17 protein-coding genes are annotated in these 17,044 nt (G+C 55.5%); 10 read left to right on the forward strand and 7 right to left on the reverse strand.

What is annotated here, in order from left to right; translation table 11 throughout:
• The first annotated feature begins 1 nt into the window (after nucleotide 1).
• From ftsQ to mutT, 7 genes are all read left to right on the forward strand, one after another.
• Nucleotides 2-835, forward strand: a complete 834-nt coding sequence (gene ftsQ, locus M989_RS17655; RefSeq protein WP_064547442.1) for a cell division protein FtsQ — start codon at nucleotides 2-4, stop codon at nucleotides 833-835.
• On the forward strand, nucleotides 832-2,094 hold the full coding sequence (ftsA, locus tag M989_RS17660) for a cell division protein FtsA (protein WP_064547444.1): 1,263 nt from the start codon (nucleotides 832-834) through the stop codon (nucleotides 2,092-2,094). Before ftsQ ends, ftsA begins: the two co-directional genes overlap by 4 nt.
• Before the next feature lie 62 nt (nucleotides 2,095-2,156).
• Nucleotides 2,157-3,308, forward strand: coding sequence for a cell division protein FtsZ (gene ftsZ, locus M989_RS17665; RefSeq protein WP_035893043.1), 1,152 nt, complete (start codon nucleotides 2,157-2,159; stop codon nucleotides 3,306-3,308).
• A 100-nt stretch (nucleotides 3,309-3,408) separates the two neighbouring features.
• The gene (gene lpxC, locus M989_RS17670; protein ID WP_064547446.1) at nucleotides 3,409-4,326 is read left to right on the forward strand and encodes a UDP-3-O-acyl-N-acetylglucosamine deacetylase; all 918 of its coding nucleotides are present in this window, start codon (nucleotides 3,409-3,411) and stop codon (nucleotides 4,324-4,326) included.
• A 406-nt stretch (nucleotides 4,327-4,732) separates the two neighbouring features.
• Nucleotides 4,733-5,239 carry a secA translation cis-regulator SecM gene (gene secM, locus M989_RS17675; protein WP_074398821.1) on the forward strand — a complete coding sequence of 169 codons (507 nt, stop codon included), beginning with the start codon at nucleotides 4,733-4,735 and terminating at the stop codon, nucleotides 5,237-5,239.
• Nucleotides 5,240-5,303: 64 nt separating this feature from the next.
• Nucleotides 5,304-8,009 (forward strand): preprotein translocase subunit SecA, encoded by a 2,706-nt coding sequence (secA, locus tag M989_RS17680; RefSeq protein WP_064547450.1) that lies wholly within the window; start codon nucleotides 5,304-5,306, stop codon nucleotides 8,007-8,009.
• Nucleotides 8,010-8,068: 59 nt separating this feature from the next.
• Nucleotides 8,069-8,458 (forward strand): 8-oxo-dGTP diphosphatase MutT, encoded by a 390-nt coding sequence (gene mutT, locus M989_RS17685; protein ID WP_064547452.1) that lies wholly within the window; start codon nucleotides 8,069-8,071, stop codon nucleotides 8,456-8,458.
• 81 nt (nucleotides 8,459-8,539) lie between these two features.
• Here mutT and yacG read toward each other — a convergent pair whose 3' ends face one another.
• The 3 genes from yacG to coaE are packed head-to-tail and all read right to left on the reverse strand — an operon-like array spanning nucleotide 8,540 to nucleotide 10,110.
• Nucleotides 8,540-8,737: a DNA gyrase inhibitor YacG gene (gene yacG / locus M989_RS17690; RefSeq protein ID WP_064547454.1), complete on the reverse strand. Its 198-nt coding sequence runs from the start codon at nucleotides 8,735-8,737 to the stop codon at nucleotides 8,540-8,542.
• 9 nt (nucleotides 8,738-8,746) lie between these two features.
• Complete coding sequence (gene zapD, locus M989_RS17695) at nucleotides 8,747-9,490, reverse strand: cell division protein ZapD (protein ID WP_064547456.1); 744 nt, start codon at nucleotides 9,488-9,490, stop codon at nucleotides 8,747-8,749.
• Nucleotides 9,490-10,110 (reverse strand): dephospho-CoA kinase, encoded by a 621-nt coding sequence (coaE, locus tag M989_RS17700; RefSeq protein ID WP_064547458.1) that lies wholly within the window; start codon nucleotides 10,108-10,110, stop codon nucleotides 9,490-9,492. The genes zapD and coaE overlap by 1 nt, the downstream gene beginning before the upstream one ends.
• Nucleotides 10,111-10,334: 224 nt before the next feature.
• Between coaE and M989_RS17705 the strand changes: the two genes are divergently transcribed.
• Nucleotides 10,335-11,378 (forward strand): GMP reductase, encoded by a 1,044-nt coding sequence (locus M989_RS17705; RefSeq protein WP_064547460.1) that lies wholly within the window; start codon nucleotides 10,335-10,337, stop codon nucleotides 11,376-11,378.
• A gap of 32 nt (nucleotides 11,379-11,410) precedes the next feature.
• On the opposite strand, the gene hofC is transcribed toward M989_RS17705, so the two are convergent.
• The 4 genes from hofC to nadC form a co-directional block, all read right to left on the reverse strand.
• The gene (hofC, locus tag M989_RS17710) at nucleotides 11,411-12,610 is read right to left on the reverse strand and encodes a protein transport protein HofC (protein ID WP_064547463.1); all 1,200 of its coding nucleotides are present in this window, start codon (nucleotides 12,608-12,610) and stop codon (nucleotides 11,411-11,413) included.
• Entirely contained in the window at nucleotides 12,603-13,988 is a 1,386-nt protein-coding gene (gspE, locus tag M989_RS17715; RefSeq protein ID WP_064547465.1) for a type II secretion system protein GspE, read from the reverse strand. The genes hofC and gspE overlap by 8 nt, the downstream gene beginning before the upstream one ends.
• 14 nt (nucleotides 13,989-14,002) lie before the next feature.
• Complete coding sequence (ppdD, locus tag M989_RS17720; protein WP_064547467.1) at nucleotides 14,003-14,440, reverse strand: prepilin peptidase-dependent pilin; 438 nt, start codon at nucleotides 14,438-14,440, stop codon at nucleotides 14,003-14,005.
• 174 nt (nucleotides 14,441-14,614) lie between these two features.
• Nucleotides 14,615-15,508 carry a carboxylating nicotinate-nucleotide diphosphorylase gene (gene nadC / locus M989_RS17730; protein WP_064547471.1) on the reverse strand — a complete coding sequence of 298 codons (894 nt, stop codon included), beginning with the start codon at nucleotides 15,506-15,508 and terminating at the stop codon, nucleotides 14,615-14,617.
• Between the two features lie 87 nt (nucleotides 15,509-15,595).
• On the opposite strand from nadC, the gene ampD reads away from it, so the two are divergent.
• Nucleotides 15,596-16,159: a 1,6-anhydro-N-acetylmuramyl-L-alanine amidase AmpD gene (ampD, locus tag M989_RS17735; protein ID WP_064547473.1), complete on the forward strand. Its 564-nt coding sequence runs from the start codon at nucleotides 15,596-15,598 to the stop codon at nucleotides 16,157-16,159.
• On the forward strand, nucleotides 16,156-17,010 hold the full coding sequence (gene ampE, locus M989_RS17740) for a beta-lactamase regulator AmpE (RefSeq protein WP_064547475.1): 855 nt from the start codon (nucleotides 16,156-16,158) through the stop codon (nucleotides 17,008-17,010). The genes ampD and ampE overlap by 4 nt, the downstream gene beginning before the upstream one ends.
• Nucleotides 17,011-17,044: the final 34 nt, after the last annotated feature.

Genomic DNA, 17,044 nt, shown 5'->3' on the forward strand with positions numbered 1-17,044 from the left:
TATGTCGCAGGCTGCGCTGAATACGCGGAACCGTGAAGAAGAAGAGTATGCGGCTTCACGGCGCAATAATGGAACGCATTTAGCGGGGATTCTGTTCCTGCTGGCGGTGTTGTGTACCGTGTTTGTGAGCGGCTGGGTCGTGCTTGGCTGGATGGAAGATGCGCAGCGTTTGCCCATCTCAAAACTGGTTGTCACCGGCGATCGTCATTACACGCGTAACGATGATATCCGCCAGTCCATACTGGCACTGGGCTCGCCGGGAACGTTTATGACTCAGGATGTGAACATCGTTCAGAGTCAGATTGAACGCCTGCCATGGATTAAACAGGCAAGCGTAAGAAAGCAGTGGCCGGACGAATTGAAGATTCATCTGGTTGAATATGTGCCAATTGCACGTTGGAATGATCAGCACATGGTGGATGCGGAAGGTACGGCCTTCAGTATTCCGGCCGATCGAACCAGCAAGCAGAATTTGCCTATGCTCTATGGCCCGGAAGGCAGCGCAAGCGAAGTCTTACAGGGTTATCACGACATGGGAGCGGTGCTCGCGAAAGGGAAGTTCACGTTGAAGGTTGCGGCGATGACCGCGCGCCGTTCGTGGCAGCTGACGCTTGATAACGGTATCAAGCTGAATCTGGGGCGGGGCGATACGATGAAGCGGCTGGCGCGTTTTCTGGAACTGTATCCGGTTCTGGAACAGCAGGCGCAAACTGAGGGTAATCGGATTAGCTATGTTGATTTGCGTTATGACTCAGGGGCGGCAGTAGGCTGGGAACCTGCTCCTGCGGCGGACACTAATCAACAACAGAATCAGGCACAGGCAGAACAACAATGATCAAGGCGACGGACAGAAAACTGGTAGTTGGACTGGAGATCGGCACTGCAAAAGTAGCCGCTTTAGTAGGGGAAGTTCTGCCCGACGGAGTGATTAATATCATTGGGGTCGGCAGTTGCCCATCCCGAGGGATGGATAAAGGCGGAGTTAACGACCTGGAGTCGGTAGTAAAATGCGTACAACGCGCTATCGACCAGGCGGAGTTGATGGCGGATTGCCAGATCTCTTCTGTATATCTGGCGCTTTCCGGCAAACACATTAGCTGTCAAAATGAGATAGGCATGGTGCCTATCTCTGAAGAAGAGGTCACGCAGGAAGACGTTGAGAACGTAGTGCATACGGCGAAGTCCGTACGCGTGCGTGATGAGCACCGCGTTCTGCACGTGATTCCTCAGGAATACGCCATTGATTACCAGGAAGGGATCAAAAACCCGGTCGGTTTATCCGGGGTGCGTATGCAGGCCAAGGTACATCTGATTACCTGCCACAATGACATGGCGAAAAACATCGTCAAGGCGGTTGAACGCTGTGGTCTGAAGGTCGATCAGCTGATTTTCGCCGGACTGGCGTCGAGTTACTCGGTCCTGACCGAAGATGAACGTGAGCTGGGCGTCTGCGTGGTGGATATCGGTGGCGGTACAATGGATATCGCCGTGTATACTGGCGGTGCGCTGCGCCACACCAAGGTGATCCCCTACGCGGGCAACGTGGTGACCAGCGATATCGCCTATGCGTTTGGTACGCCGCCAAGCGATGCCGAAGCGATTAAAGTGCGTCACGGCTGCGCTTTAGGCTCTATTGTGGGCAAAGATGAAAGCGTTGAAGTACCGAGCGTTGGCGGACGTCCGCCGCGCAGCCTGCAGCGCCAGACATTGGCTGAGGTTATTGAGCCGCGTTACACCGAGCTCTTGAACCTCGTCAATGAAGAAATTTTACAGTTACAGGAACAGCTTCGTCAGCAAGGGGTCAAACACCACCTGGCGGCGGGGATTGTATTGACCGGCGGCGCGGCGCAAATTGAAGGCTTAGCGGCCTGCGCGCAGCGGGTGTTCCATACGCAGGTGCGTATCGGTGCGCCGCTGAACATTACCGGTCTGACGGACTATGCCCAGGAGCCGTATTATTCAACGGCGGTGGGCCTGCTGCACTACGGGAAAGAGTCCCACTTGAGTGGTGAAGCGGAAGTAGAAAAGCGCGTAACTGCATCGGTTGGATCGTGGATCAAACGGCTGAATAGCTGGTTACGCAAAGAGTTTTAATTTTTAAAGAGACCAACGCACATTACCGGTCTCGGGCGACAGGCACAAAACGGAGAGAAACTATGTTTGAACCTATGGAACTGACCAACGACGCGGTGATTAAAGTCATCGGCGTCGGTGGCGGCGGCGGTAATGCCGTTGAACACATGGTGCGCGAGCGCATCGAAGGCGTTGAATTCTTCGCAGTTAACACCGACGCACAGGCACTGCGTAAAACGGCTGTTGGCCAGACTATTCAGATTGGTAGCGGTATTACCAAAGGTCTGGGCGCGGGCGCCAACCCGGAAGTGGGCCGTAATGCGGCTGACGAAGACCGTGAAGCGCTGCGTGCAGCGTTAGACGGTGCTGACATGGTGTTTATCGCAGCCGGCATGGGCGGCGGTACCGGTACCGGTGCTGCACCGGTGGTTGCGGAAGTGGCCAAAGATTTAGGCATCCTGACCGTAGCCGTCGTGACCAAGCCGTTCAACTTCGAAGGTAAGAAGCGTATGGCGTTTGCGGAGCAGGGGATCACCGAGCTGTCCAAGCACGTAGATTCGCTGATTACCATCCCGAACGACAAGCTGCTGAAAGTACTTGGCCGCGGTATCTCCCTGCTCGACGCGTTTGGCGCGGCGAACGACGTGCTGAAAGGCGCGGTACAGGGCATCGCAGAACTGATTACTCGCCCGGGTCTGATGAACGTCGACTTTGCGGACGTGCGCACCGTGATGTCCGAAATGGGCTACGCGATGATGGGTTCCGGCGTGGCTAGCGGTGAAGACCGTGCGGAAGAAGCGGCTGAAATGGCTATCTCTTCTCCGCTGCTGGAAGATATCGACCTGTCCGGCGCGCGTGGCGTTCTGGTGAACATCACCGCGGGCTTCGACCTGCGTCTGGATGAGTTCGAAACCGTCGGTAATACCATCCGTGCGTTTGCATCGGATAACGCGACCGTGGTTATCGGTACCTCTCTTGACCCGGATATGAACGACGAACTGCGCGTTACCGTCGTGGCGACCGGTATCGGTATGGACAAACGTCCAGAGATCACCCTGGTGACCAACAAGCAGACGCAGCAACCGGCGCTGGATCGTTATCAGCAGCACGGTATGGCACCGCTGACGCAAGAACAGAAACCGGCTGCTAAAGTGGTTAACGACAATACGCCGCAGACCACCAAAGAACCGGATTACCTGGATATCCCGGCATTCCTGCGCAAGCAAGCTGATTAAGAATTAGCTGGAATTTGGGAATCTGCGCTCTTTGTGCTAAACTGGCCCACCGAATGTGATATACACTTCGGTTGGATAGTTAATTTGGCGAGATTATACGATGATCAAACAAAGGACTCTTAAACGTATCGTTCAGGCGACTGGCGTCGGTTTACATACCGGCAAAAAGGTCACACTGACGCTACGCCCTGCGCCGGCAAATACCGGGGTCATCTATCGTCGCACCGACTTGAATCCACCGGTAGATTTTCCGGCCGATGCCAAATCTGTGCGTGATACTATGCTCTGTACTTGCCTGGTCAACGAGCATGACGTGCGGATTTCTACCGTAGAGCACCTGAACGCCGCGTTGGCGGGTCTGGGTATCGACAACATCGTTGTTGAAGTCGATGCGCCAGAAATCCCGATTATGGACGGTAGTGCTGCGCCATTCGTTTATCTGCTGCTGGATGCCGGCATCGATGAACTGAACTGTGCGAAGAAATTCGTCCGTATTAAAGACACCGTTCGCGTTGAAGATGGCGACAAATGGGCTGAATTCAAACCGTACAATGGTTTCTCGTTGGACTTTACCATCGACTTTAACCATCCGGCGATTGATTCCAGCACGCAGCGTTATGCGATGAATTTCTCCGCAGACGCCTTTATGCGCCAGATCAGCCGCGCGCGTACCTTCGGTTTCATGCGTGATATCGAATATCTGCAGTCCCGTGGCCTGTGCCTGGGCGGCAGCTTCGATTGTGCCATCGTTGTTGACGATTATCGCGTACTGAACGAAGACGGCCTGCGTTTTGAAGATGAATTCGTTCGTCACAAAATGCTCGATGCCATCGGTGACTTGTTCATGTGTGGTCACAACATTATTGGTGCATTTACCGCGTACAAATCCGGTCATGCGCTGAATAACAAACTTCTGCAGGCGGTCCTGGCAAAACAGGAAGCCTGGGAATTTGTGACCTTCGAAGACGACGCAGAACTGCCTCTGGCGTTCAAAGCACCGACAATGGTTCTGGCATAAGCCTGACCGTTTCGTAAATTCGACTGGCAACCTGGCACTCTCTCCGGTCAGGGAACCAGTCGTTTTTTCTTTTTGCCCTCAGCATTCCGTTTTCCTGCCGTTGCCCTCTCTTAAAGATCACACTCCTGCGCAACCGCTGCTTTCTTGACCCGTTTTTCGCTGCGGTTTTCGTCATTCCTGCTGCTGTAGCGCGGCATTAATGGTAATATTCTCGGGCTAAAATAGAATAACGGTACTCAGAGCCTATCCCAGTAGGCGTAATTGTTGAAGCCATTTTGGGGTCGGACAGCGCGCAGAAACCGGAGCGTACACGTAGTACGTGAGGATTTCGAGCACTGCCCGGCGCCGAAATGGCGAATAAAATAGCCTAATGGGATAGGCACTTAAACCGAAGGTGGAACTTTACGTGAGTGGAATGCTGACGCGTTGGCGACAGTTTGGTAGACGCTACTTCTGGCCGCATCTCCTGTTGGGGATGGTTGCTGCCGGTTTTGGTCTGCCTGCGCTTGCGAATAACGCCGAGCCAGCTTCCCCCGCCCGCGCAACAACCAGTAACCATAATCCGGCGCAGAGAATCGATTTCTCGCAGCTGGCGCGGCTGGAAAATAACCGTCGTCCCTCATTCAGCGTCGACTACTGGCATCAGCACGCCATTCGCACCGTTATTCGCCACCTTTCTTTTGCCATGGTGCCGACGGCGTCACCGGTTGCTGAGTCGACATCTCCGTTGCAGGCCGCGCAGCATCTGGCGCTGCTGGATACGCTAAATGCGTTGCTGAACGTTGAAAGTCAGCCGTCCATTATTATTGCTCAGGGTGCAGCGTTACCTGCGCTCTCACCTCACGTCTTTAGTATCCCAGCCTGGGTGAGCCAGGTGCAGGGCATCCGCGCCGGGCCGCAGCGCCTCGTCTGAAAATAACCGCTTTATTTCCTTTATTTTTCTGACTCCGAAATGTCGGGGCGTTTGAGATTTTATTATGTTAATCAAATTATTGACCAAAGTTTTTGGTAGTCGTAACGATCGTACCCTGCGCCGTATGCGCAAAGTTGTCGCTATTATTAACGCGATGGAACCGGAGATGGAAAAACTCTCCGATGAAGAGCTGAAAGCGAAAACCAATGAATTCCGCGCGCGTATCGAAAAAGGCGAAACCGTAGAGAGCCTGATTCCAGAAGCGTTTGCCGTGGTGCGTGAAGCGAGCAAGCGTGTATTCGGCATGCGTCACTTCGACGTGCAGCTGCTCGGCGGTATGGTGCTGAACGACCGTTGCATCGCAGAGATGCGTACCGGTGAAGGTAAAACCCTGACCGCAACGCTGCCGGCTTACCTGAACGCGCTGTCCGGCAAGGGCGTGCACGTGGTCACCGTCAACGACTATCTGGCCCAGCGTGACGCCGAAAACAACCGTCCGCTGTTCGAATTCCTCGGCATGACCGTCGGTATTAACATGTCTGGCCTGCCAGCGCCTGCGAAGCGCGAAGCCTACAACGCCGACATCACCTACGGTACCAACAACGAATACGGTTTTGACTACCTGCGCGACAACATGGCGTTCAGTCCGGAAGAGCGCGTACAGCGTAAACTGCACTATGCGCTGGTCGATGAAGTCGACTCCATCCTGATCGATGAAGCGCGTACGCCGCTTATCATCTCCGGCCCGGCTGAAGACAGCTCGGAAATGTATAAAAAAGTGAACAAAATCATTCCTCACCTGGTTCGCCAGGAGAAGGAAGATTCCGACACCTTCCAGGGGGAAGGTCACTTCTCCGTGGATGAAAAAGCGCGTCAGGTTAACCTGACCGAACGCGGCCTGGTGCTGATTGAAGAGCTGTTGGTGAAAGAAGGCATTATGGAAGAAGGCGAGTCGCTGTACTCTCCGGGCAACATTATGCTGATGCATCACGTAACCGCCGCGCTGCGCGCCCACGTCCTGTTCACCCGCGACGTTGACTACATCGTCAAAGATGGCGAAGTCATTATCGTCGACGAACACACCGGTCGTACCATGCAGGGCCGTCGCTGGTCCGATGGTCTGCACCAGGCCGTCGAAGCCAAAGAAGGCGTAGAGATTCAGAACGAGAACCAGACGCTGGCGTCCATCACCTTCCAGAACTACTTCCGTCTGTACGAAAAACTGGCCGGTATGACCGGTACGGCGGACACCGAAGCGTTTGAATTCAGCTCTATCTACAAGCTGGATACCGTGGTGGTGCCGACCAACCGTCCGATGATCCGTAAAGATATGCCGGATCTGGTCTACATGACCGAAGCGGAAAAAATTCAGGCGATTATTGAAGATATCAAAGAACGTACCGCGAAAGGCCAGCCGGTGCTGGTGGGGACCATCTCCATCGAGAAATCCGAAGTGGTATCCCGCGAGCTCACCAAAGCGGGCATCAAGCATAACGTTCTGAACGCCAAATTCCACGCCAGCGAAGCAGACATCGTCGCGCAGGCGGGTTACCCGGCAGCGGTCACCATTGCCACCAACATGGCGGGTCGTGGTACCGATATTATGCTCGGCGGTAGCTGGCAGGCAGAGGTTGCGCACCTTGAAGATCCGACGCCGGAACAGATTGCGCAAATCAAAGCCGACTGGCAGGTGCGTCACGACGCCGTGCTGGCGGCAGGTGGTCTGCACATCATTGGTACCGAACGTCACGAATCTCGTCGTATCGATAACCAGTTGCGCGGCCGTTCCGGTCGTCAGGGTGATGCGGGTTCCTCCCGTTTCTACCTGTCGATGGAAGATGCCCTGATGCGTATCTTCGCCTCTGACCGCGTGTCCGGCATGATGCGTAAGCTGGGGATGAAGCCGGGCGAAGCCATTGAGCACCCGTGGGTCACCAAAGCGATTGCTAACGCGCAGCGTAAAGTAGAAAGCCGCAACTTTGATATTCGTAAACAGCTGCTGGAATACGATGACGTTGCTAACGACCAGCGTCGCGCTATCTACACCCAGCGTAACGAACTGCTGGATGTCACGGACGTTAGCGAAACCATCAACAGCATTCGTGAAGACGTGTTCAAAGCGACTATCGATGCGCACATTCCGCCGCAATCGCTGGAAGAAATGTGGGATATCCCGGGTCTGCAGGAACGTCTGAAAAACGACTTTGACCTCGAACTGCCGATTGCGGAATGGCTGGATAAAGAGCCGGAGCTGCATGAAGAGACGCTACGTGAGCGTATTCTGGAAAGCGCGGTTGAAGTCTACAAGCGTAAAGAAGAGGTGGTTGGCGCTGAAATGATGCGTCACTTCGAAAAAGGCGTGATGCTGCAAACCCTCGATTCCCTGTGGAAAGAGCACCTGGCGGCGATGGACTACCTGCGTCAGGGCATCCACCTGCGTGGCTATGCGCAGAAGGATCCTAAGCAAGAGTACAAGCGTGAATCCTTCTCCATGTTTGCTGCAATGCTGGAATCTCTGAAGTATGAAGTGATCAGCACCCTGAGCAAGGTGCAGGTACGCATGCCGGAAGAAGTTGAAGCCATGGAACAACAGCGTCGTGAAGAAGCCGAGCGCCTGGCCCAAATGCAGCAGCTAAGCCATCAGAGCGATGATGAAGCCGTCGCACAGGATCTGGCCGCACAGACCGGCGATCGCAAAGTGGGTCGTAACGATCCGTGCCCTTGCGGTTCCGGTAAAAAATACAAACAGTGTCATGGCCGTCTGAGCTAAGATCATAATAAGAAAACAAAAGGCGCAGAGTTCTGCGCCTTTTTTATGGATAAGACAAAATGAAAATACTGCAAATCTCCGTCGGCATCATTCGTAATGCTGCAGGCGAAATCTATATTACCCAGCGTGCTGCTGATGCGCATATGGCGCATAAATGGGAATTCCCCGGCGGTAAAATTGAAGCGGGAGAATCTCCGCAGGAAGCGGTTATTCGTGAGCTGCAGGAAGAGGTTGGGATCGTGACCACCTCGTTACAACCATTTGATAAGCTGGAGTATCAGTTCCCCGATCGCCACATCACACTGTGGTTCTGGCTGGTGGATAGCTGGGAAGGCGAGCCGTGGGGCAAGGAAGGGCAACCGGGGCGCTGGGTTGCGCAACAGGATCTCGTCGCGGACGAATTTCCGCCAGCGAACGTACCGGTGATTGAAAAGCTGATTGCGGGGTAGACCTGATAAGCAGAGCGCCATCAGGTAAAATGACGCAGATTGCCGGATAGCGGCGCATCGCCTTATCCGGCCTACGCTAAATTACTGCTGCTGCTCTTCGCTCCAGTCATCGCTGTCGGAGAGATCGCCGCTGCTTGGGATTCGCTTTTCCTCCGCAGCCCACTCGCCGAGGTCAATCAGCTGGCAGCGCTTGGAGCAAAAAGGGCGATAGGGGCTTTGTTCACCCCACACAACCGGTTTGTTGCAGGTGGGGCAGTTTACCGTAATGACGTCAGACATCTTCTCTCCTTAGCAGCACGCCAGTTCAAAATCCAGACGCTCTGGCACCACGCCATGCTCGCTGTCCAGCGGCATAAAACGGATGGCAAATCGGCTCTTGTGCCCGGAGATCTGCGGGTAAAGCTGCGAGGCGAGCTCGAGCTTCAGGCGCAGCAGGTCGGCATCTTCGCCGTTGTCCTGATAAAAACCGTTCAGGCTGGTTTGTTTGCGGAACAGGGCTGAGTTACGTACCAGATCGAGAATTAACGTCAGTGCCTGATTCAGCGGCTCCAGGCTAGCCAGCCAGGTTTCTACGAGCGCATCACGCTGATGCTGTCTGGCGTTCAGCCAGATATGCAGCGTCGGCAGGTCGAAGCTGCAGCAACCGCCCGGAATGCTCAGACGCTGGCGAACCAGCGCAATCAGGCGATCTTCACGCAGGAATTGCCCGATGCGCGGCGCGGCCATCAGGATGCTACTGCTGTTTTTCAACTGCTGGCGTAGAGCGTCGATACGGCTGAGGTCAACGCCCGGGACTTCGCTCCAGGCGTTCAGTTTACGCTGCTGGCGCTCCAGCTCTTTGAGCAGTTCTGTGCGGATATCGCCGCGTTCGAACACATCCAGTAAATCCCCGACGTTGCGAAAAAAGTGCAGCGCGCTGGCGTGATCTCTGATGGGTAAATTAGCATTCAATTGCTCAGTCAGAAATTCAATACGCAGCCAGGTACGCATTTTTTCGTTTAGCGGATGCTCAAAAAGGATGTGGGTGTGCATTACGATTTTTCCTGTGAAACAGCCTGTGCCGCGAGCTCAAGATAGTGCGCGTGAAGGCGAGCAACATCCGATGCAATGGCATCTGGTGTGCCGTTGTTATTAATAACGTCGTCAGCCACGGCCAGACGCGCTTCGCGCGTGGCCTGGGCAGCAAGAATATTTTCCGCATGCTCTCGCGACACATTGTCGCGCTGCATGGTACGAAGAAGCTGGGTTTCGCGCGATACGTCAACGACCAGCACGCGATCGGCCCGCTCATACAGTTTGTTTTCCACCAGCAGAGGAACGACCCAAAGCACGTAAGGCGAGGTGGCCTGACGAAGCTGACGCTGCGTTTCCTGCTGAATCAAAGGGTGCAGAAGGGCATTGAGCCAGGCTTTTTCCTCCGGGTTGGCGAAAATACGTTCGCGTAGCGCCCGGCGATTGAGCGCCCCTTCCTCGGTCAGAATGTGGTGACCGAAATGTTCGGTAATGGCTGCCAGCGCTGGCGTGCCGGGTTCGACAACCTGACGGGCAAGAATATCGGCATCAATCACGTTAATTCCCAGGCAAGAAAACGCATCTGCGACCGTGCTTTTGCCGCTACCGATGCCGCCTGTTAACGCCACTGTGTAAGTCATACCGCTTAGCCCTGGAATTTTAGTATGAAAATCATTTGGTTAAAAAACTGGCGCTCAAAGTATGCGAATCAAAGAAGCACGGTACAATTCGCCAGGTAAATTTATGGGATTGTAGCTTAAAAAAAGTGAAAATCGCAGTCTTGCGAAGACCTGATTAGTGCGTATGATTGCATTACTGGAGTTGTGCTCTCAATTTAATTGCCATTAACCCCAGGAATTCGCACATGCGTATCGAAGAAGATCTGAAGTTAGGTTTCAAAGACGTTCTTATCCGCCCTAAACGCTCTACTCTTAAAAGCCGTTCCGATGTTGAACTGGAACGCGAATTCACCTTTAAACACTCAGGCCAACGCTGGTCAGGCGTACCGATTATTGCTGCGAATATGGACTCCGTGGGGACTTTCGGGATGGCAAAAGCACTCGCCTCTTTCGATATCCTGACTGCCGTACACAAACACTACTCTGTTGAAGAGTGGAAAGCCTTTGTGCAGGCCGAATCTGAAGACGTGCTCAAACACGTGATGGTCTCTACCGGGACCTCCGATGCTGACTTCGAAAAAACGCAGCAGATCCTCAAGCTGAACTCAGCGCTGAACTTTGTGTGTATTGACGTAGCTAATGGTTACTCTGAGCACTTTGTACAGTTTGTGGCGAAAGCGCGTGAGGCATGGCCGACGAAAACGATCTGTGCCGGCAACGTGGTAACCGGCGAGATGTGCGAAGAGCTGATTCTGTCCGGCGCGGACATCGTCAAAGTGGGCATCGGCCCTGGCTCCGTGTGCACCACCCGCGTGAAAACCGGCGTCGGCTATCCGCAGCTGTCCGCAGTCATTGAATGTGCCGATGCGGCGCACGGCCTTGGCGGCCAGATCGTCAGCGACGGCGGCTGCACCATGCCGGGTGATGTGGCGAAAGCCTTTGGCGGCGGTGCCGACTTCGTGATGCTGGGCGGCATGCTGGCTGGCCACGATGAAAGCGGCGGCGTGATTGTCGAAGAGAACGGCGAGAAATTTATGCTGTTCTACGGCATGAGCTCCGAGTCGGCGATGAAGCGCCACGTCGGCGGCGTGGCCCAGTATCGCGCGGCAGAAGGCAAAACCGTGAAGCTACCGCTGCGTGGCCCGGTCGATAACACCGCGCGTGATATCCTTGGCGGCCTGCGTTCAGCGTGCACCTACGTCGGGGCATCTCGTCTGAAAGAGTTGACCAAACGCACCACCTTTATTCGGGTACAGGAACAAGAGAACCGCGTGTTCAACAGCCTGTAACCCCTTTAACGCTGGTGCCGTATGCGCCAGCGTTATCCCGCTCCGCCGATCGCCTCTCCCAGATGAAAAATGGGCAGGTACATGGCGACGACCAGCGTTCCAATGATTAACCCCGTGACGATAAGCAGCAACGGCTCCAGCATCGACGTCAGGTTTTCCGCCAGATTCTGGGTACTCTCATTGTGATGCCGCGCCAGATTCTCCAGCATTTCATCCAGCGCCCCGGACGCTTCCCCCGTTCTCACCAGCTGTAAGCACAGTGGTGTAAACACGTGACTATTTTCCATGGCCTGCCAGATGGTACAACCCTGCGCCACATCGTGATGCAGCCTGGCGATAACCTCACGCCACCACGGACAGGTGAGCGTCTCTTCAACGGTTTCCAGCCCCTGCAAAAAGGCGATGCCTGCGCGTTGCGTCAGTGATAGAACGGTAAAAATCTGGCTAAGCATCTGGCCGCGCCTGAGCTTGCCCATAATTGGCAGTGCGAGCAGTATTTCTTGGCGGACACGTTGCCATGGCGGATGATTTTTTAACGCTACGCCGAGCGCCGCAGGCAACAGCAAAGAAACAAAAAGGGGAATGCACCATCGTTCAATAAAGGCGGTGCTTGCGATGACGGCCTGCGTCAGCGCGGGCAACGGCGTGTTGAAGGTACGATAGATGGCGGTAAATTCCGGCAGGACGAAACTCACCATCGCCACCACCACCAGCACGGCCAGTGACAGGATAATCAGCGGATAGCGCAGTGCCTTTTTCACTTTTGCCGTGAGCAGCCGTTGCGCTTTCTGCTGTTGAGAAAGTGCCAGACAGCACTGTTCCAGCTTACCGGTGATTTCACCGGTGCGAATCATCGCCAGATAGAGTGGCGGAAAAGCCTGTGGCCATGACTTCAATCCTTCCGATAATGTGACACCTTGTGCCAGGCGGTTAGCCAGCGAGTTGAGGAGGGCGCGCCACTGCGCTGCGGGGTGTTGCTGGCCGAGGAGCGTCAGGCTGTCTGATAAGGTAAGACCGGCCTGCAAAAGCGTTGCTAACTGACCGATCACTGCACAGCTATGCTGCGATCGCCAGAGTGATGGGTTCACCGCGCGGCGTTTCAACGATAAGGCGATAATGTTTTGCTGCGCGAGCGCCATCAGCGCGCCAGGCCGATGGCTGGCCCAGAGCGTACCGCGATGCTCGATGCCGTTGGGGTCAAGCCCACGCCAGTACCAAAGCTGTTCACGCATCCTGTGGGAGCCCTAGCACGCGCAGCAGTTCTTCCTGCGTGGTTAGCCCTTGCTCGACGGCCCGGCAGCCGTTTTCAAACAGCGTGGACATACCCGATTCCCGCGCATGGGCCATGAGTTCAGCCGGATTAAGGCCACTGGCAATACACTGTCTCAGTGTGGGCGTGAGCGGCAGCAGTTCAAACAGGGCAAGACGGCCCTGGTAGCCATGATAACAGTGCTCGCAGCCTGGTGCCGTCCAGTGCGGTAGCGGACGCGGCCACAGTGATGGTGGGAGCGGTTGTGCATTGGGTAACCTCTTTTGACAGTGCGGGCAGAGTCGTCGTACCAACCTCTGAGCGACAACCATTATCAATGCCGATGACACCATCCAGCGCGCCACGCCCATCTGCTCCAGGCGTACCAGCGTTTCGACGGTAGAGTTGGTATGCAGCGTCGAGAGCACCAGATGACCGGTTTGTGCGGCTTTGATAGCGATCTCTGCCGTCTCACCGTCGCGGATTTCACCCACCATCACGATGTCGGGATCCTGACGCAGCAAGGCGCGGAGTACGTTCTGGAAGGTTAATCCCGCGCGGGGACTGATCTGCGTCTGGTTCAGGCCATCAAGCGGAATCTCAATAGGGTCTTCCACACTACAGATATTGACGTCGCTATGGTTGCGACTTTGCAGCGCGCTGTATAGCGTCACCGTTTTTCCGCTGCCCGTCGGCCCGGTAACCAGAATCAGTCCTTGCGGTTGATTCAGCGCGGACTGAAGCTGCGAGTGCTCGCGGTCTGACAACCCCAGTTGCTTAAGGTCCAGCGCCTGTTCAACCTTATGCAGCAGACGCAGCACCGCTTTTTCGCCGTAGCGACAGGGCAGCGTCGAGAGTCTGAATGAGAGCGGCTTATCGGCAATATCTATCGTGAACTGCCCGTCCTGAGGTAATCGACGCTCGGCGATATCCAGGCCGCCGAGCACCTTTAGCCTGGCGATAAGCGGTGCCATTAGCGGGAACGAGACAGGGGCAAGAGGATGCAGTACGCCGTCGACCCGCAGCCGCACGCGTAGGGCATGCTCGGCCGGCTCAAAGTGGATATCGGACGCGCGTTGAATCAGCGCCTGTTTGAGCAGATGGTTGAGTAGGTCAACCGCGTTGTCGCTCTCTTCATGCGGTGTGACATTGGCTAAAGGTGCCGACTGCTGGAGATATTTGTCCATCCTCTCCTGAGTCCAGCATTCAATATCGATACGCTTTTGGCTGGCAAAGCGGAGCGAATCCATCAGCTCGCCGGGCGGCGTGCCGACCACCGCGATATTCAGTTCATCGGCCGCATTGCCGAGCAGCACTGCGTGGTGACGCTGGCACAGCATTAACAACTGTTCCTGTTTCATCGCTGTCACCTCGCTTACTGTGCGTCAAAGCGGAAAACATCTTCACAGGCCTGCTGTAGCGCGCCATCGTTCTGAATATCGCAGGTGCGTTGCCAGCCGGTGATGCCGTTGGCATTATCCCAGCCGGGGACCAGGGTGACGGTCAGACCGTTGAGGCTCTCCTGACCGGTGAGAATAACCGTACCCTGCGCGACGCTCATGGCTGAAACATAGCGCGTCGTGGTCGGTGAGGGGATGCCGTTGCTGCCTGCATTGCAGTTATCCAGCCCGCCACGGTCGAGCGCGCACAGTTCGATGGCGGTGCGGTAGGGGACGAAGGTTTGCAGCATATCGGTTAGCGCTGCTTTGCGTAGGTAGTTCTGGTAGGCCGGGATTCCGATAGCGCTAAGGATAGCGATAATGCCAATAACGACCATCAGCTCGATAAGGGTAAAACCTTGCTGTCTGTTCATGTTCTGCTCCTCGCTGAAACTGGCGCTACTCTGGCAGAGGCTGCTGCGGCCAGCGAGGGGCAAAATGGTGTTCAGGACGCTGCTTCCCAGCGTTTTTGTTAAGGTTGCAGATGTGCAGGAGGAAGTGGAACGAAGATCGAAAAAAGCCCTCGCGGCGGAGGGCATCATCAGCTGTTAGCGAAAGCGCATCGACAGGTCGAGCGCGCGCACATGCTTGGTTAGCGCGCCGACGGAGATGAAGTCGACGCCGGTTTCAGCGAACTCGCGAATGGTGTCAAAGGTCACGTTGCCGGAGACCTCCAGTTGAGCCTGACCTTGGGTCATGTTGACCGCTTCACGCATCTGCTCGGTATCAAAGTTATCAAGCATGATGATGTCGGCACCGGCCTTCAGCGCCTCTTGCAGCTCTTGCAGCGTTTCCACTTCAACTTCAACCGGCACGTCCGGATGCAGCCAGAACGCTTTCTCTACCGCCTGACGCACGGAGCCGGAGGCAATAATATGGTTTTCTTTGATCAGGAAGGCGTCGGACAATCCCAGGCGGTGATTGGCGCCGCCGCCGCACAGCACGGCGTATTTTAGCGCGGTGCGTAGGCCCGGCAACGTTTTGCGGGTGTCCAGCAGTTGAGTGTGGGTGCCTTCCAGCAGATTGACGTATTTACGCACTTCAGTGGCGACACCGGAAAGCGTCTGCACAAAGTTCAACGCCGTGCGCTCGCCGGTAAGCAGAACGCGGGACGGGCCATTAATTTCAAACAGCGGTTGGTTAGCGACGACGGTATCGCCATCTTCAACGTGCCAGGTCAGGGTGACGTCATCGCCAGCCAGTTGAATAAAGACCTCTTCAACCCAGCGTTTACCGCAAAATACGCCGTCTTCACGCGTAATCACGATGGCATGAGACTGTGTTTTTTCCGGTAAGAGTTGTGCGGTAATATCGTTCTGGGCATTCACTTCTCCGCCCAGATCTTCACGCAGGGCCTGGGCGACCGCGTCAGGGATATCGAGGTTGATACGTTCAAGCAGCGCGTCACGTCGGTGGTCTGGGTTATAGCGGCGAGGCGGCATAATAAAGCTCCAAATTGGTAACGATGCAAAAGATTGAAACATGCTACTCTGAACCAGCAAGTATCACCATATTTTAGGAGATCCTGAATGCAGTTAGATAAGGGCTGGCTGGTGGGCGTTCGGCAGGTGCCGTCCCCTCATCATGATAGTCGCCCGGAGGATGAGGCCCCCTCGCTGCTGGTTGTGCACAATATTAGCCTGCCGCCCGGTCAGTTTGGCGGCCCGTGGATAGATGCTCTGTTTACCGGTACGCTCGATCCTGACGCCGATCCGTTTTTTGCGGAAATTTGCCATCTGCGGGTATCGGCCCACTGCTTGATCCGTCGCGACGGTGAGATTGTGCAGTTCGTTCCCTTTGATAAACGCGCGTGGCACGCAGGCGTTTCCTCCTACCACGGGCGTGAACGGTGTAATGATTTCTCTATCGGTATTGAGCTCGAAGGTACCGATACGCTGGCCTATACCGATGCGCAGTATGCGCAGTTGGCGGCGTTAACACAGCTGCTCATTGCCGAATATCCCCTCATTGCCGACAATATGACGGGTCACAGCGATATCGCGCCTGTGCGTAAAACCGATCCCGGCCCGGCGTTTGACTGGGCACGTTTTCGCGCGCTGGTCACCCCCTCGTCAGATAAGGAGATGACATGACGTTGTTTACCACGCTTCTGGTTCTGCTGGCCGAACGCCTGTTTAAACTTGGCGAGCACTGGCAACTTGACCATCGTCTGGAGGCACTGTTTCGCCGGGTGAAACACTATTCCCTGGCCGCCACGCTGCTGATGACCATCGCGGCGATGGCGGTGGTCGGGATTATTCAGCGTGCGTTGGATGGGCTGCTGTTTAATGTGCCGCAGCTTATTTTCTGGATTCTGCTGGGGCTGCTGTGTATTGGCGCGGGTCGCGTTCGTCTGCACTATCATGCTTACCTGAAGGCGGCATCACGTAATGATGCCCACGCTCGTGAGGCGATGGCCAGCGAACTGACGATGATTCATGGCGTCCCTCCGGGTTGCGATGAGCGTGAGTTCCTGCGTGAATTGCAGAACGCGCTGCTGTGGATCAACTATCGTTTCTACCTCGCTCCGTTGTTCTGGTTTGTCGTCGGGGGCGCCTGGGGGCCGGTGGCGCTTATGGGCTATGCGTTCCTGCGCTCGTGGCAGTCCTACCTCGCGCGCTACCAAACGCCGCACCAGCGTCTACAGTCGGGGATTGACGCGATTCTGCACGTGGTGGATTGGGTCCCTGTACGCCTGGTTGGCGTGGTGTATGCGCTGATTGGTCACGGTGAGAAGGCGCTTCCTGCGTGGTTTGCTTCGCTGGGCGATCGCCATTCTTCACAGTATCAGGTGTTGACGACGCTGGCGCAGTATTCGCTGGCTCGCGAGCCGCACGTGGATAAGGTGGAGACGCCAAAGGCGGCGGTTTCGATGGCGAAGAAGACGTCATATGCGGTCGTGGTGGTGATGGCGCTGCTGACTATCTATGGGACGCTAGTGTAGTTTTTGGCCGGATGGCGGCCTCGCCTTATCCGGC

It is taken from the genome of Kluyvera georgiana ATCC 51603, from assembly GCF_001654985.1.
Classification (GTDB): Bacteria; Pseudomonadota; Gammaproteobacteria; order Enterobacterales; family Enterobacteriaceae; genus Kluyvera; species Kluyvera georgiana.